Source organism: Aureibacter tunicatorum, assembly GCF_036492635.1.
Lineage (GTDB): Bacteria > Bacteroidota > Bacteroidia > Cytophagales > Cyclobacteriaceae > Aureibacter > Aureibacter tunicatorum.
Window position 1 is genome coordinate 4,298,548 of sequence record NZ_AP025305.1, and the last position, 16,816, is coordinate 4,315,363.

General features: G+C 34.7%; 12 protein-coding genes and 1 pseudogene. 7 read left to right on the plus strand and 6 right to left on the minus strand.

Translation table 11 applies throughout. The features are described from left to right. Positions 1–74 precede the first annotated feature (74 nt). Positions 75–2,177 carry an ATP-dependent DNA helicase RecG gene (gene recG / locus AABK36_RS18065; RefSeq protein ID WP_309936545.1) on the plus strand — a complete coding sequence of 701 codons (2,103 nt, stop codon included), beginning with the start codon at positions 75–77 and terminating at the stop codon, positions 2,175–2,177. Between the two features lies 1 nt (position 2,178). On the opposite strand, the gene AABK36_RS18070 is transcribed toward recG, so the two are convergent. Continuing rightward, complete coding sequence (locus tag AABK36_RS18070) at positions 2,179–2,979, minus strand: M20/M25/M40 family metallo-hydrolase (protein ID WP_309936546.1); 801 nt, start codon at positions 2,977–2,979, stop codon at positions 2,179–2,181. Positions 2,980–3,028: 49 nt separating this feature from the next. Next, a complete protein-coding gene (gene murQ / locus AABK36_RS18075; RefSeq protein WP_309936547.1) occupies positions 3,029–3,835 on the minus strand; it encodes an N-acetylmuramic acid 6-phosphate etherase in 807 nt (268 codons plus the stop codon). Between the two features lie 257 nt (positions 3,836–4,092). Between murQ and AABK36_RS18080 the strand changes: the two genes are divergently transcribed. The 3 genes from AABK36_RS18080 to AABK36_RS18090 are packed head-to-tail and all read left to right on the plus strand — an operon-like array spanning position 4,093 to position 6,302. After that, complete coding sequence (locus AABK36_RS18080) at positions 4,093–4,851, plus strand: nucleotidyltransferase domain-containing protein (RefSeq protein WP_309936548.1); 759 nt, start codon at positions 4,093–4,095, stop codon at positions 4,849–4,851. A gap of 1 nt (position 4,852) precedes the next feature. After that, positions 4,853–5,908 (plus strand): DNA polymerase beta superfamily protein, encoded by a 1,056-nt coding sequence (locus AABK36_RS18085; RefSeq protein WP_309936550.1) that lies wholly within the window; start codon positions 4,853–4,855, stop codon positions 5,906–5,908. Positions 5,909–5,945: 37 nt separating this feature from the next. Further along, positions 5,946–6,302, plus strand: coding sequence for a cyclic-phosphate processing receiver domain-containing protein (locus tag AABK36_RS18090; protein ID WP_309936551.1), 357 nt, complete (start codon positions 5,946–5,948; stop codon positions 6,300–6,302). A 64-nt stretch (positions 6,303–6,366) separates the two neighbouring features. On the opposite strand, the pseudogene AABK36_RS18095 reads toward AABK36_RS18090, so the two are convergent. The 3 genes and pseudogenes from AABK36_RS18095 to AABK36_RS18105 all read right to left on the minus strand — a co-directional run. Then, positions 6,367–6,612 (minus strand): annotated as a pseudogene (locus AABK36_RS18095) (macro domain-containing protein); the annotation flags it as partial. A gap of 12 nt (positions 6,613–6,624) precedes the next feature. Then, positions 6,625–6,897 (minus strand): macro domain-containing protein, encoded by a 273-nt coding sequence (locus AABK36_RS18100; protein ID WP_309936552.1) that lies wholly within the window; start codon positions 6,895–6,897, stop codon positions 6,625–6,627. 125 nt (positions 6,898–7,022) lie between these two features. Next, positions 7,023–7,691: a hypothetical protein gene (locus AABK36_RS18105; RefSeq protein ID WP_309936554.1), complete on the minus strand. Its 669-nt coding sequence runs from the start codon at positions 7,689–7,691 to the stop codon at positions 7,023–7,025. A gap of 491 nt (positions 7,692–8,182) precedes the next feature. On the opposite strand from AABK36_RS18105, the gene AABK36_RS18110 reads away from it, so the two are divergent. Genes AABK36_RS18110 through AABK36_RS18120 form a run of 3 tightly spaced genes read left to right on the plus strand, consistent with a single transcriptional unit; the run spans position 8,183 to position 14,138 of the window. Beyond that, entirely contained in the window at positions 8,183–10,807 is a 2,625-nt protein-coding gene (locus AABK36_RS18110; protein WP_309936555.1) for a TonB-dependent receptor, read from the plus strand. A 20-nt stretch (positions 10,808–10,827) separates the two neighbouring features. Next, positions 10,828–11,946 (plus strand): DUF4249 family protein, encoded by a 1,119-nt coding sequence (locus AABK36_RS18115; RefSeq protein ID WP_309936556.1) that lies wholly within the window; start codon positions 10,828–10,830, stop codon positions 11,944–11,946. A gap of 2 nt (positions 11,947–11,948) precedes the next feature. Further along, positions 11,949–14,138 (plus strand): hypothetical protein, encoded by a 2,190-nt coding sequence (locus AABK36_RS18120; RefSeq protein WP_309936557.1) that lies wholly within the window; start codon positions 11,949–11,951, stop codon positions 14,136–14,138. A gap of 52 nt (positions 14,139–14,190) precedes the next feature. Here the strand turns inward: AABK36_RS18120 and AABK36_RS18125 are convergent, their stop codons facing one another. Beyond that, positions 14,191–16,776, minus strand: a complete 2,586-nt coding sequence (locus tag AABK36_RS18125) for a hypothetical protein (protein ID WP_309936558.1) — start codon at positions 16,774–16,776, stop codon at positions 14,191–14,193. Positions 16,777–16,816 lie beyond the last annotated feature (40 nt).

Genomic DNA, 16,816 nt, shown 5'->3' on the forward strand with positions numbered 1-16,816 from the left:
TTGAACGATTTCGATCTTTAACTCGACCAAACGCATATACTCACTAACATTAGCTTATCTGAAAAATCGCGGAAATGAATCATCATTTTTTCGAAACCAAAATTGAATTTCTCAAAGGAGTCGGCCCAAAAAAAGCCAGCGTTCTTAACAAAGAAGCTGGCATATTCACTTACGGAGACCTTTTGCAATACTTTCCATTCAGGCATGAGGATCGGAGCCAATTTCACAAAGTGAGAGACATCAATGAACAAATGCCTTATATCCAACTTAAAGGGACATTCAAAAGCCTTCAAACGTATGGTGACGGACACAAGAAAAGATTGGTAGGCCAATTTCATGACGATTCCGGAAGCATAGAAGTTGTATGGTTCAAGGGTATAAAATGGATCAGCCAAAAAATAGCTGTCGGCATACCATACACTATCTTTGGCAAACCCAATGTATACGGCAGTAAAATCAATCTATCCCACCCAGAAGTAGAGGAAATCAATCCTAATGCCTCAAACCAGAACTCACCAGCTTTAAGTCCTGTCTATAATACGACCGAAAGGATGAAAAATGCTTTTCTGGATAGCAAGGCTATAGGAAAATTAACAGAAGCGCTACTATCCATCATGGATGGATCTGTCGAAGAAAATCTACCTGAAGGATTATTGCAGCATTTTAACCTGATTGAAAGAAGTGTCGCTCTAAAAAACATGCATCATCCCAGCTCGATCAATTGGTTGAATGCTGCCAAAAGCAGATTGAAGTTTGAAGAACTATTCTTTATTCAACTGCAAATTCTTAAGCTTAAACTTTTCAAAAGCACAAATTACAAGGGGCAGTCTTTGCCGGAAACGCATATGCTCAATGATTTTTATAAAAATCACCTGCCTTTTGAATTAACAGGAGCTCAAAAAAGAGTTATCAGGGAAGCTTACGAAGATATGAAATCCAACAAGCAAATGAATCGTTTGATTCAAGGAGATGTTGGTAGTGGTAAAACGATGGTTGCTTTTATTTGCATGCTAATAGCGGCAAGCAATAAAAGCCAATCATGCTTAATGGCTCCTACTGAAATTTTAGCAGGTCAACATTATGAAGGGCTTAAGGAGTTTTCTAAAAAACTTGGACTGAATATCGCCTTGCTTACTGGCTCTACCCGAAAAAAAGAGAGAGACCAAATACATACTGCTCTTGAATCCGGCACGCTTAACATACTTATTGGAACTCACGCCCTATTGGAAGACAAAGTCAAATTTCAAAATCTAGGTCTAGCTGTCATAGATGAACAACATAGATTTGGAGTTGCTCAACGTGCAAAATTGTGGTCAAAAAACAAAGATTTTTATCCTCATATGCTCGTTATGACAGCCACTCCAATACCGAGGACACTCGCCATGACAATGTATGGGGATTTGGATGTTTCCATTATAGACGAACTTCCCGCAGGCAGGAAGCCTATCCTTACCCAACATATGCATGATAAGCATCGACTAAAAATAAACTCGTTTATAAAAAGCGAAATAAAAAAAGGCCGTCAAATCTACATCGTTTATCCGCTTATAGAAGAAAACGAAAAATTAGGACTTAAAGATCTGATGGATGGTTACGAAAGCGCTTCCCGAGCATTTCCCGAGCACCATTTGAGTATAGTCCATGGCAAGATGAAGCCTGATGCTAAAGAATTTGAAATGCAACGTTTTCTGAAAGGCGAAACACAAATCATGGTAGCAACGACAGTCATAGAAGTAGGAGTAAACGTTCCCAATGCATCAGTCATGGTCATTGAAAACTCTGAAAGATTTGGCTTGGCCCAGCTTCATCAATTGAGAGGCAGAGTGGGTAGAGGCGCCGAGCAATCTTATTGCATACTAGTTTCCAAAGAAAAACTGAGCAAAGAAGGTAAAATCCGAATGGAAACAATGGTTCGCACCAATAATGGTTTTGAAATTGCGGACACAGACCTAAAACTCAGAGGGCCAGGTGACTTATCAGGTACCCAACAGAGCGGAATCATGGATTTGCTTGTCGCGGATATCGTCGAAGACTCTGATATTTTAAAAGCGGCAAGGAAATCAGCACAACACATTTTAACTAAAGACCCTGAGTTATCTTCGCCACAAAACTCTCCAATCAAAAAGCATATTGACAGAAAAACCAATAATAGCGTCAACTGGAGCAGAATTAGTTAATCTACATCACCCAGTTCGTTAACACATGTTCGGACAGCTCCACACCATACTGTACGCCTAACGGAATGATAAAATCATTGAATTGATAACGTTCTTCATGAGGAATGAAATTCACACCATTGCCAATGCCTACAAATACTCCGGGTGTATTTGACAAGTAAGAATTGAAATCTTCGCTATATGCCGAAATTTTTGGTTCATGAAGAATTTTGTCTTCCTCTACCACCATGCGAGCTATAGACTTGGCTTCTCTTTGAGCTACTTCCAAATTTTCTCCCTCAAGGTCTACATCCTCAATCACTATAGTACCTATTCCAAAAGGCACATTATGCAAGCCAAAAATAAAGTCCAGTGAATATTTCGACAACAGCCATTTTTGAAACGAAGCTTCTTTTAACTCCGAACTTATATCCTCCGATGATTGAAATATAAAATACAATGTGCCATCAAACTCCTTGTGCAATGCCATGTAACGTGCGATTCCCAGAAGAATAGTCATGTCACCATCATGCCCCGCTTTATGATTTAACTTTTCGCCATCAAAATATGCGTTTATGGCAACTCTCAAAGCAAGGCTTCTATGCGAAGCTCCCTTTTTCATAATCCCAACAACACCTGCGGAACCTGAAGTTCTATCGACTTCCATTCCAAAGCTTTTCAATTTATCTTCAAGAAAATTAGTAGTATTTAATTCATGAGATGATGACTCAGGCATTTTATTAAGCTCTTTCCTCCATGAGATGAGCTCTTCATGCATGCTGATTATATCATTATTGATCTGAGGTTTTTCTTGGTCTTTCATGGCATTTTTTTGTTCTCATGATATAAACCAAGCTTCGAAAAAGATGTTTCTACTCTAATCCATATTGATCAATAACTTTTCTAACCGAACCCAACTCCAGCAACATTTTTTGAGCTGTTTGGTAATCCAAATCAGTTTCATTCATTATCATGCGAGTTCCACGATCCACAAGCTTCTCATTGGACAGTTGCATATCCACCATCTTATTGCCTTTCACCTTTCCCAGCTTGATCATTATTGATGTGGAAAGCATATTCAAAACCAACTTCTGAGCTGTGCCGGACTTCATTCTTGTGCTTCCTGTGACAAACTCAGGACCAACTACCACTTCGACGGGAAACTCACAAGCATCAGCGACTTTGCTACCTTTATTGCAAACAATACAACCTGTTGTCAAGCCTTTGCTTCTCGCTTCATTAAGCCCTCCAATGACATATGGCGTTCCGCCAGATGCCGCTATTCCAATCACACAATCATTTTCCTCAATTGAAAACTCCCTCAAGTCATTCCAAGCTTGGCTTTCATTATCTTCCGCATTTTCCACAGCTTTCCTGATTGCTTTATCGCCACCTGCAATGATCCCATTTACCAAACCATGATCCACTCCAAAAGTAGGAGGACACTCGGATGCATCAACGATTCCCAATCTGCCACTAGTTCCCGCACCAATATAGAACAAACGGCCTCCTGCACGCATTTTCTCGACAACAGCATCCACTAACTTTTCGATCTGAGGTATTGATTTTTCTACTGCTATTGGCACCAACTTGTCTTCCGCATTCATTCCCTCCAAAAGATCAAGGGTGCTCATACTTTCCAAATTATCATAATTTGACGATTGCTCTGTGGTATTCATGTTAATTACTATTTTCCTTATTTAAAGATTCTTCCGCAAGTATAATCAAAAAATCTAAAGCTATTGCTCTCTTATGTTTTCTGATACATTCAAGCGTCTCTACACAAATCAACTTCATAAAAGCTCAAGGCTAACAATCACTTCAATATCTCATCAAAATACACATGTAGAATCATTCGAAAATCAATCAATTAAATAAAAATTATTCTTACTTTTATTCAACAATCTATATTAATTAACCTAACACTGTGTTTTAAATGAAAAACAAAATTATAAAATATATAAATTCACTAGAGACCGAAAAAGAAATAAAAATATTATTAGCCTGTGAAACAGGCTCTAGAGCATGGGGATTTCCTTCACCAGATAGTGATTATGATGTTAGAATTATTTACAAGCATAATAAAGAATGGTATTTATCTCTAAATGAGGAAAAGGATTCAATTACTGTTTTTTATGAAGATAATGAAATTGATATTAGCGGTTGGGATATAAGAAAAAGTTTGAGGCTTATGAAAAAGTCTAATGCTCCGTTACTCGAAAGAATTCAATCGCCAACCCTTTACAAAGGAGATCAAGAGTTTATTAAGGAAATAAACGATATAGCCAAAGCTAACTATTCCAGAATAGCGACAATACATCATTACCTCAATTTAGCTAAGAAAAAATATGAGGAAATAAGCTTTGAAAGTGAATATAAACTTAAATCATTTTTCTATGCATTAAGATCAGCAACAGCATGTTTATGGATATTGGAAAAAGAAGAGATTCCTCCTATTGAATTTCCTAAAATGCTTGAAGGTTTAGAATTACAGGAATCATTGGTCATGAGAATCAATGAACTGATAGAAGTAAAAGCAAAAGTGAGCGAAAGTTATCGCCATAAAGGAGAGAAAGAATTATTTGAATATATGCAAAACTGCATTGAAAGAGCAGAAATCGAGGGGAAGAATTTACCGACTACTTACGGCTGTATGGATGAATTGAATGTCTTCTTTAGAAAAGTAATCGACTAATATGACAATTGAAGATTTAAGAAAAAGAGGACTGATTATATTAGAATGTATCAGCGGGAGTAGAGCTTATGGACTTGATACTCCCGCTTCAGATCTGGATATCAAAGGCGTTTTTCTATTGCCAAAGGATGAGTTTTATGGATTAAACTATACTCCTCAAGTGAGCAATGAATCCAATGATATTGTATTTTATGAATTTAATCGATTTATGGAATTATTGTCAGTAAACAATCCCAACATTCTGGAATTGCTAAATACTCCTGAGTCAGCAATAATTTATAAACACCCCTATTTAGATGACCTAAAATCGGAGGATATTTTATCAAAACTATGTAAAAATACTTTCGGCCGTTTTGCTCTTTCTCAAATCATAAAGGCCAAAGGACTCAAGAAAAAAATTGTAAATCCAATTCCCAAAGAAAGAAAAGATCTATTATCATTTTGCTATGTGAACTATAATCAAGGTTCTATTTCTGTACATGATTACTTAATGAGTAATCATCTAAAACAAGAAAACTGTGGGCTGGTAAAAATTCCTCACATGAATGATGTCTATGGTCTTTATTATTCCGAAGAGGGCCTATTTAATGGAATTGTTAAATCATCAGAATCTAATGAAATCAGTCTCAGTTCAGTAGGCAAAGATGATTCACAACTCTGTCTCTTATACTTCAATCGCAATGGATACTCAATGTATTGCAAAGAATATAGAGAGTATTGGGAGTGGGTTGAGAAGCGAAATGAAGTCAGGTATGAAAATACACAAAGCCATGGCAAGAACTATGACGCAAAGAACATGATGCACGTTTTTAGATTGCTTGATATGGCAATTGAAATAGGTATTGAAAGAAAAATCAATGTAAAGCGACCGAATAAGAATTTTTTATTGGATGTCAAATCTGGGAAATTTGAATATAATGACCTTATGACTTGGGCTAATGAAAGGCAAATGAAAATGGAGAAAGCATTTGATAATTCTCCTTTACCAGACAAGCCTGACATAAACTTGATCAATAAATTGACTTACCAGATAAGGAATAGATTTTATGATGAATGATTTTAAAAACCTATAAATACCTAAAATTGGATTTAACATGAACCGCAAAAAATTATTTTTGGATGATCTTCGAACTGTCGAGATGGTGTATGATATTTCGAAAATTGATGAATTTGATGTCGTAAGGACTTATGATGATTTCGTAAAATACATTACTGAAAATGGACTACCTGAGTTTATTAGTTTTGATAATGACTTAGGGCTTGATGAAAATGGGCAAGTGGCGTTCGATGGATACGCAGCAGCTAAATGGCTAGTTTATGAATCAGGCTTAGACCTTAAGAATTTAAAATTCTATGTTCATTCAGCCAACCCTGTTGCATCAGAGCAGATACGAGGCTTGTTGAATAATTATATTAAGTTTCTGAATGAAAAGAAACTATCTAACAACTAATTTCTTCATCCCTTTCGAATAAATCATTCCAATCATTAGAAATAGAAGAATTTAGAAAATTCTTCTAAGCCAAATACATTTGCTTGGACGCTTGTGATGGCGAAACTCTGCCGGTGGCAGTGCCTAACCCCGGACATAGCACTGTATTGATTTTTTGTTCATTTGCCTTGTTATGATTAGCTACAGCTCTAAGCATCGCGAACATCGCATTGTACACATTATCAGTATCAGAAATATCTCCAGGCACTCTCATCGTAGGCGTATGAGCCAAAAAAGGATGCCTATCATGGTTTGTTTTCTCTATAAAAGAAGTGCCTACTGGTTATTCTCCATAATATTCATTCAAAATTTTCTCTTGAACTCTATTCTGCAAGCTCATTCCGAAAACATCACGTATAACCAAGTCAATGCCTCCATCCATCAAACCAAATGAATTAGCAGGACTCACTATGCAATCATACTCTCCCACATTTTGAAAATATCCATTGACAACTTTTACATTTGAATATTCTAAAAAGTCCTTTTCCCAACAATTACACAAATCCATTTGAAGATCAATCAATATGATATCGAATTCATTTGACAAGAGACTCATTTATAACAATTCAATTAAGTGAAACATCAAAAATCGTCATAAAATAAGAAAGGTTTTTCAAAAAAACGCAATATCTATTTATTATATTCTCTTATTTCCGCAACTCATATATGAAACTATTCAGCCTATTGATTTGGAAAATTTGGATTATGTTGCAGTGCAAGCCCGATCGTGTAATTTTGCAATTGCTTCAGCACTCCGTATCTAAAAGAGATGTGAATAACAGCCTCCAAAAATGGGACTGGAAATTGAATAGAAGACATCTCATCTGCTTTTCCATACACAAACTCCCTCAACATGATCATTGATTTTTCATAAATATTCATCCCGTCCTCTTCTGCATCACCCCCTTTATCAGAGGGTTTCATAAAATCAACAGTCTGCATTACAAATGCCTTAGCCTTTGTTCCAAGTGTAATCAAATCTCTTTTGGCTAATTCAAATATCTCATCCTCCTGCACGGTAGCTCTTAAAATATCAAAAGTTCGCATCTCATCCTCAACCGCCTTTACATAGACTTGCATATACTGAGGGTTTGATGGTTCATTCACAGGAAAATAATTGCTCAAAATTCTGTATTTCTTCTGAGCCTTTGCCAGACTCGGCTTGAATAGGCCTAATCTCGAACTCGAAGGACCATTAGGTATGACAATCTTATTAACTGAATCGGAAGTATCAACCATCTCCCAATCATCTTCCTCTACAACACTCGGAGGCATTTTATTCATTGCGAACTCCCCCGCTTTTCTTGTCGAACTCCTTCTCTTTTTGAACTTATCAATCAAAATACCCATCTCGATAAGTAAAGCATATATTTTTCTAATTGTTCTTTAGCCAAAAATTAAAAATACAAAATGCTTAACTAAATCAAATTCAAAGTGAATTTATAAATATATCATCCATAACACTCGACACTAATATCATCATCAAATCAAAATGTTTAACTAAACTTTCGACAGAGGAGAAGACTAATCAATAGTATTATAACATTTTTCATCAAAATCATTTTCGAAAAATATTGATTATGTATCAATTCCCACAAAACCAATCCTTAAGTCTACATCAAAAAAAATCTAACGAGCTATGGCTCTTCCTGCACACTATCCTTTTATTAAAAATAATACATGTAAATTTGATTTTATGCATATCATAATTTCAACATTAATATAAATACTACTTCTAATATATATACAATAACACATTAAATTAACATTGATATAGTTATGAAAACCTAAATAATTTATTATATTTATCAAAACAAGACTTCTCCCTATAACTACATATAATGAAAAAAATTTTAACCGTGTTTGTCTTATCCATATTATTTTTAACCCAGTATGGACATAGTCAAAACAAGCAAACCCTCCCACTCAAAAAAGCCATTAATACTCTTGAGGAAAAAAGCCAATACCAATTCTTTTACAAAGAAGAATGGCTTCCAGATATTGAAGTCAATATTGGCAATGGCAAACCCATTGATGAACTTGAAAAAATATTAAAGTCTACTAATTTATCTTACTTAAAATATAGAGACTATGCGATAGTCATTGCCAACAAAAATGATTTAAAAATGGAGATGTCTGAAGAGGATTTTTCGTCTTTCATCAAATCCATTCAAAATCAGAAAAAAAGCACCAATACCTTACCCAAGAAAGCGAAAAAAAAATCAATCAAACTGTATACGATTGGCGATAAAGTTGACAACAATTGGAAAGCTACTTTCAGCGGAAAAATTATTGATCAAAAAAGCAATGAAGCCCTAATAGGATCTACTGTCTACATCTCAGAATTAACTAAAGGAATCATGACTGATCATGAAGGCAAGTTCTCATTCAGTATTCCCAAAGGCAAATACACTCTTGAGATTAAATCCATCGGCTACGAAACCAAACGCATAAACATTTTATTAAAAAGTTCTGGTAAATTAGATATCAAGTTAAAAGAGGAAACGATTATGCTGGACGAGCTGGTCGTCGAAGGAAGAAAAGTAACTGAAAATGTCAATGATGTAAAAATGGGCGTCGAAAATATGTCGATGCTTAAAATCCAAGAACTTCCTGGGCTAATGGGTGAAGCCGATATCATGTCAGGTCTTAAAAGTTTATCAGGCGTAAGTACTGTTGGCGAAGGAGCTATGGGAATTAATGTAAGAGGAGGAAGTGTTGACCAAAATTTGATTCTCTTAGATGAAATTATGCTTTTTAATTCCTCTCATCTTTTTGGCTTTTATTCACTATTCAATGCGAATATCCTTTCAGATATGACTTTGTATAAAGGTTCAATACCTTCAGAATACGGAGGAAGACTTTCATCCACCTTGCATGTCAATACTAAAGATGAATATGTTTCAAAAGTAAAAGGCAAAATGTCAATCAGTCCTATCTCAGGAGGAATATATGTTGATGTGCCTATCAAAAAGAAAAAAGCGAACTTAGCTATTGCCGGTAGGTATGCCAACCCTACTTGGGTCATAAAAAGCTTTAAAGACCCTGACCTTAAAAAAAGTAATGCCAGTTTTTATGATTATAATATAAAATATCTTCACAAACTACATAAAAATACAGAGCTTAGCATCCTTACATTAGTTTCGAAAGATCATTTTAAATTGTCTGATGAAGCTGAGTACGCTTGGGACAACAAAGCTTTCGAAGTCACTCTAAAACAGAATATCAATAAAAATTTATTTGGAAAGCTCACTTATGTCAAAAGTTATTATGATTCTGAATTAACCGACCCTGTTGAAAATATAACCTTGTCGACAGGTATTGACTATGATAAAATCAAAACGCTATTCAAATGGAATGCTCCTTATGAGCACAATATCGATTTTGGTTTTGAAGGTATTTCATATCAAGTCCACCCAGGTTCGGAACAAAGTGAAAATAATTTTTCTGAACTTGCTAAGGAACAAGCAAATGAGGTCAGCATGTTTGTCAATGATAACTTTAAACTCAAAGACTTTTCATTTTTAATAGGCCTTAGGTTTACAAGCTTTCAAGCAAATGAAAATATTGAATCTGGGAAGGAGAATACCAGTTATCAAAACTTTGAGCCAAGATTAGGAATAAGCTATTCAATAAATAAACACTCTAGTGTCAAATTATCATACAACCGTACTAATCAATACTTACATCTAATTTCAAACTCAGCATCAGCATCGCCATATGATATATGGAAGATATCAGATGAAAAAATATCTCCGCAATCAGGAAACTCTTTTTCGATGGGCTACTTTCAAAACTTATTTGAAGAATTGTATCATTTAAAAACAGAAGTCTATTTCAAAAGCATGGATAACATTCTTGAATTTAAGGACTTTGCTGACATAGTAATGAATCCTAATATTGAAAGTGAAATGTTCGCGGCAAAAGGCAAAGCATATGGCATAGAGCTAGGCTTGGAAAAAACTCGTGGCAGATTAACTGGCCAAATAAACTATACTTATTCAAGAAGCGAAAGACAAGCTCCAATTGAGTCTGATATTAACAATGGCGAATGGTATTTCTCCAGCTTTGACAAACCTCATGAAATAAAAGCCGATCTAAGGTATAAAATCAGTCCAGTAGTCATTTTTTCCACCAACTTCATCTACAGTTCAGGAAGACCAATAACATTGCCTACAGCAGCGATGAGTCACAATGACATAAGTGCAATTCCAATTTTTGAAGAAAGAAATAATTACAGAACACCTGATTATCACCGAATGGACATGTCTCTGATTTTAAAAAGCTTAAAGAAAAGACAAAAATTTGAATCTAACTGGATATTATCTGTCTACAATATTTACGCTAGAAAAAACCCTTATAGTGTTTATTACAAACATGATAGTGGTAATAAACCCGGACTATACAAATTATCTGTTATAGGCTCAATGTTTCCATCAATCACTTATGTACTAAAATTGAAATAATTAATATGAGCTATTCAAACATGAATATAAGAAACCTATATATATGTTTTTTATTTGCCATCTTCACATTTTCATGCGAAGAAAGAATCAACACTGAGGTTGATAATACTGAATACATTATTGTTGACGCATTGCTTATTGACAGTCTTTCTTATCAAAAAATCGAAATCACTAAATCCAACAACATTAATGAGGGCTTTGTAATGAAAGGAGTTGAAAACGCTCTAGTTACAGTAAATGACTCTAAAGGCAATGTGTATCACTTCAAAGAGAGTTCAAATGATTATTATAAAGACAATTATAGTTTAGCCTCTAATAAAACCAAAGGCGTTTATATCGGCCTTATGGCAATTGAGCCAAACACTTATTATACTCTTGATATTGAGCTAGCTTCAGGAGAAAAAATATACTCCGATGAAATCATTCTAGAAGAAAAAGCAACTGTTACAAATCAAGAATTTGAGTTATTTAATTTTCAACGTAAAACAGCGTATATAAATGATGCAGAAGTCATCAAAAATTTTTTTTCCATAAGGCAAAAAAAAGAAATAAATAATCATAAAGATGTCTACTTTGTTAATAAGTATTCAAGTGTTTACGAGTATAATCTACTTAACTATGATTGCAATATATTACTTAGAGACACTCAAAATGACTTTGAATCTAAACTTAGTCTGCTTAATATAAATAGTTCTAATAGTGGTGAAAGTTTTACGATTTTAGAAAATTTAGAAGCCAACGAGAAACATATATATAATTACTTATTCAAAGTCCAACAAATTCAAATCAATAAAGAATACTATGATTTTTTGCAAAAAATAAAAATACTAAAAGAAAATAATGGAGGATTATTTGATAAAATTCCAGGGAGAATTGAACCTAATGTTTATTCAAATAAAAATATTAATATACAAGGATTTTTTTCTTTAGGGTATAGTAATATTTATATCCCTAAAAAAGCTATCAATCAACTGGATTTTCCATTTAAATTTCAATTGCCTTGTCCTCCAAGCGTATATAACAATCCTCGATCTGGACCTCCCAATGCATGTATTTGTATTCATCCTGAAGAAGAATTATTCAGCCCATATTTTCATAAATATTGGTACTTAGATGATAATTATCGTTCAAAAATATAATTATGAAAAGCCAAATCCTAACTATAATATTGATGTTTTGTGCGTCCATCATTCAGGCAACAGGCACACAAAGTCCATTAAAAACTCAAACATATTTTAATAAAAATATATTTCAAACAGGAGAAGCCCTCTGTTTCAAGTCTTATGTATATGGGAATAACAACTCAACACCAAACTCAACACTTACAATTGAATTAATCGATGAGAATAACAACATAATTTTAACTGAAAAAAGAAAAGTTAAAGCTGGGGAATCAAATGGTTGTATATTGATACCCACAACGATAGAAAGCAATCTTTATACAATTAGAACATACACTAATACCAAAAACAATCACTTCGCAAGTTTATCTTCAATTTATATTTTAAACTCCGCTCCAGATTTAACAATAAAAAAAGAGGATTTAACTTTCGACTTTTCATTACCTACAAAGTCTCTTCATATTGAAACAACCAACTTAATCAATTTAAAAATCCCTTCAAGCTACCTTGAAGATACTATATATATCACTGACTCCAATAGTAAAATTGTCTCTAAAAAGTTCATAAATTCTAAATATTCAGAACTCGCATTCACTCCAGACTCATCAGATCAATACACATTGAAATATAAGAGTATCGAAAAAAAGTTGCCGAAGGCAATAAAGAGCAATATTACCATTAATAACCATTCAGATACTAAAAATATAGAGTATCGCTTACAAAATAATAATCAAGAATATATATTAACGCTTGGAAAACTATTTAACGACAATCTTACTTCAACAAAAATCATTATTCCAAAAGGATCTACAATTTTCAAAAAAAGTAGATCTGAGCTTGATGAAGGCATCTGGTACTTGCACTTATCTGATAGTTTAGGCGATATAGTTTTCAAAAATTATATTTACTCAAAGACAAAGACTCCAAAAGAAGAACTGAATATAAATGTAAAAAATGGACAACTAAAAAAACAAAGATCAAAAGTCAATGTATCTGTTACGAGTAATTATTTAAATCTGTCCGACTGTCATATAAAAGTTATAAAAAAAGGAAACTACGGCAATTGTATAAACGGATCTTTTCCAGACCACCTGCTTCTGATGTTTCCAGAATTAGGCAAAAAAGATGCTCCAAATAAATACTTTGAAACTATCTTTTCATTCATTGACGAAAAAGAACTACAATCAATAAAAAGCATAGCAACCTTCAACCCGAATATTGCTTATGTTAATAAAATAAATAATACTCAAAATACAGTTGAATTATTTGATCTTGAACATAAAGAAAGTGTTTCTATCAAAACAGTCAATGGCAATTTACAAATAGAAAAACCAAATTTCGAAAAAGTTCAATTTCATCTCTTAACAGACATAAATCAAATCGAGAATTCAATTGTACAGTCACATAATAACATTGAATTTGACAATTACATAAAAAACTCAAAAAAAGCTTTTCTGACTAAATATCACGATTTATTATTAGACAAATACAAAAGACGTAAAATTCAAACTATTTTTTATTTCCTGCCCTTGACATTTAATAATGATACTATTAATAACAAAATAGATGTCGATCCTGATTATGAATATGTTCCTGAAAACTATTTTCATGTGCCACATGTCGCTAAATTTTTGAAATCCTACACAAAAAGTACATTACTTAAAAAAGACAAAAACAAAAGCAAGTCTATTTATTTGTTCCAAAATAAAAATGGCTACAGATATGATTTCCCTGAAAAAGCAGAAATAATAGTAAACGGAAGAATATACAGAGGAAGTCATGAAAATTTGCTTAGCATTGCCACTGAGAAAATTAAGACAATTAAAATTTATCACAATCCGGCAAAGTTCAAAAACTTTTATTTTGATGTGCTAAAATCCGGTCTCGTTGAGTTCGAGATCAAAGATGATGCTTTTCAAGAAATAAGCAAAAATGACTTTTATCCTATTATCAATATAAAAGGATATAACTATGACAAAGTCAAATTAATATTTCCAGAGTATCCAGATAATGAATTAAAACATGACAAAAGCAATGTAGACTTTAGAGACTTGCTTTATTGGAACCCTAAGCTAAAAGAAAATGACAATGGTGAATTTGAAGCTGAATTTTACACCTCTGATGATAAAGGCGTATACGATGTCATTGTCACAGGCAAGACCGAAAACAATGATTTTGTAACGAAAGTAGTTCAACTAACTGTGCAATAAAAAAAGGTTCTTTATACACTGAATTCCTTGTTGGGAGTTCGGTGTATTTTCACTACAGCTCATAACCATTATCATCATTGAACTTTTGCCTCATCTCCGATAGTTTCATTACGATCTCATCATAACCTACTTCTTCGATGGCATCTCTTATCATCGCCCAACCTTGCACCATCATTTCGACTTCTTGCATAAATCCCGGCATGTTCATCCACTGAAGAGACTGAATAATGCTTCCTTTGCTTATCAAATTCAATAAACCTTCAACAAATCCGATATCCAAAGGCACTGCATTGGCTTTCTCTCTAAGCGTTTCATCAACAAAGTACTTGTTGAACACTATTTCCGCACTCTTGCCATTCACAAAAGCATGCAAAAAGGCTTTCACCTCTTTTGCCAATCTACGATACTGATCCATTGCAAATCCTCTCAATCTTGGACTGACTCCTTCTTTGATTTTCAATTCATCAGCATATTGCAAGAATTTCATATCATGGAAAGCCACATGTTCGACTGTAATATTTCTTTTTCTACCGCATCTGCCTAATCGGCACCTTTCCATTGGACCGAAGTTTACCTTGGCGCATTCCATCATGATATATAGATCAATTGGTGTCATGGATTGATCTATCGCTGAAAGCGCAGGCTCATGCACTTGAAGATTTTGCAATCTTCCCCCGTTGACAACAGCTGTGACATTAAAGAGCACATTTGATTCATGTATTTCTTCCGGCAATCTATCATGATTGCCTAATATTAAATCATAAACATACAGTTCTCCCAAAGCCGCTAACACCTTCGGATGCCTAAGAACGGCTTTTGTTACTTCGTCATTAGGCAACATTTTATCCAAATCAATAATTGTATGCCCGGGAACTTTTGACATCGCCACTGCAACGTTGGGCATTGGTAGCGAAGCATTTTCCCTAAAGACTCTTGATACTTTCGCTTTGCGACTTCCACCCGCTGTGGTAGGATTTGCACGTGTCTCCTCGGTGTATATTCGCTGCGCATGATGAGCTAATACTCTCAAGGTCTCCGAACCTTTTGGCTCTACCTGAGAATCAGGCGCGGCAACTCGTTTTCCCATTACAGAAATAAGATTGGATGCTAAAGACTCTCTTTCCGGATATTTTGAGTAAAAATCTTTTTGCGAATTCCTATTCAGCAATTTCAGATAAAATTCTTTCCCTGTTCCATCCTTAGTTCCTACATTAACCACTGCGCCGTGTTTGCCCGAATTGACATAACCAATTCTTCTCATATCCAATTGGTCTTTATGAAAACCAATATCTGGAGAAAGAACCTCAAAAGCTCCAAAATTACGTGTCGACGGAAAGTTAATAGCAGGTGTTTTTACAGAAGTCAAAGCCTCTTCCTCCACCTCAAATTCCGGTTTTTCCGCTACTTGAGTTCTTAAGCTCTTATATTTAGGAAATTCAACGGACTTCCATGTATCTCTAAATACAGGCTCGCTTCTTAGCTTCGCTCCCTGTATCTTAGCTGGATTTTCTAAGCAATAATCCATGCAAAACAATCCTTTCTCTCGTCTCATATCTCTGCTTAGTTGATTGCTTTTTGAAGGCGTTCCGGCTTTTGTTCTTTTCTTATTTCCGTATAAATATTGAGACAACAAATCAAAAAGTTGCAGATACGACGGTATAATTACCCAATGAAAGAAATCTTGGTGTTCAGGATCTCCAACTTTATTCCACCAGTCTTCCGTGCACTGCCATGGAACAATGATTGTGCATTTCTTTCCATCTTCTTCCATGCGCATGGGCTTTGGCAAGTGCGATCGCTCAGTGACAAAATGCACAGACAGCTTATCCGCTTGAGGCAACTTCTGCGCTAATCTATAATATTCTTCCAATAGCGCTTCTCCGCTTTCAGTAGCCAATAGTTGGCCTATCCAAGAGAAAAAAACACGTTGAACTTGAATTCTATCAATCGTCTCATCTTGTTGCAAATTAAAACAACTAAGGCTAAGAATAGTGGGCAAAGATTGATACTCTCTCAAGACTGGAGCTCCGCTTTTTGAGAATGACTTAAAGGGAGTTCTAGCACGTTGCAATTGCAAAAACTGCCAAACTCTTTCTTCTTGCATTTCAGCCAGCAAACGCTGAAACAAAGCGCCTCTCACCATTTCATTTTCAAATACGTCGATTTGATCCAGCCTCACTGGATACTCCATTTGCAAAGCAAAGAAATAACGCTCCACATCATCTAGTGCTTTGCCAAACCTCTCCAAGCATTCTTTGCGCTTTTTTCCAACTCCACCATCAATACTCAATTGAGCCAATTCTTCATATTCAATTTTAAAAAAATTAACAGCGTCAAGCGCTTGGCACATCTCATGCAGAAAACCGGAAGACCCTTTATGCTTAAAAAATGGTTTCGAGTATTCAGCCTCTTTTGTCGATTCTTCCTGAATAGATTCCTCATCTTCCTCAGGAATCGTTTCAAGCTTTTTGACTTTATTGGACAAGCGCATCATTTCCTTCAAAGCTCTTCCTCCCATAATGCATTGCAAGGGAGTGTGGTCTGAAAAAGACATCAAAGGAGGATTCTGAACGGCTCCTTTTCTTTGAGTTTTCGTACTATCGATTTTTCTTTTATGATGAATGGATTCATACCCCATGAGTGCCAATAATGGATAAAAAAACAACTAGCTCTAAGGC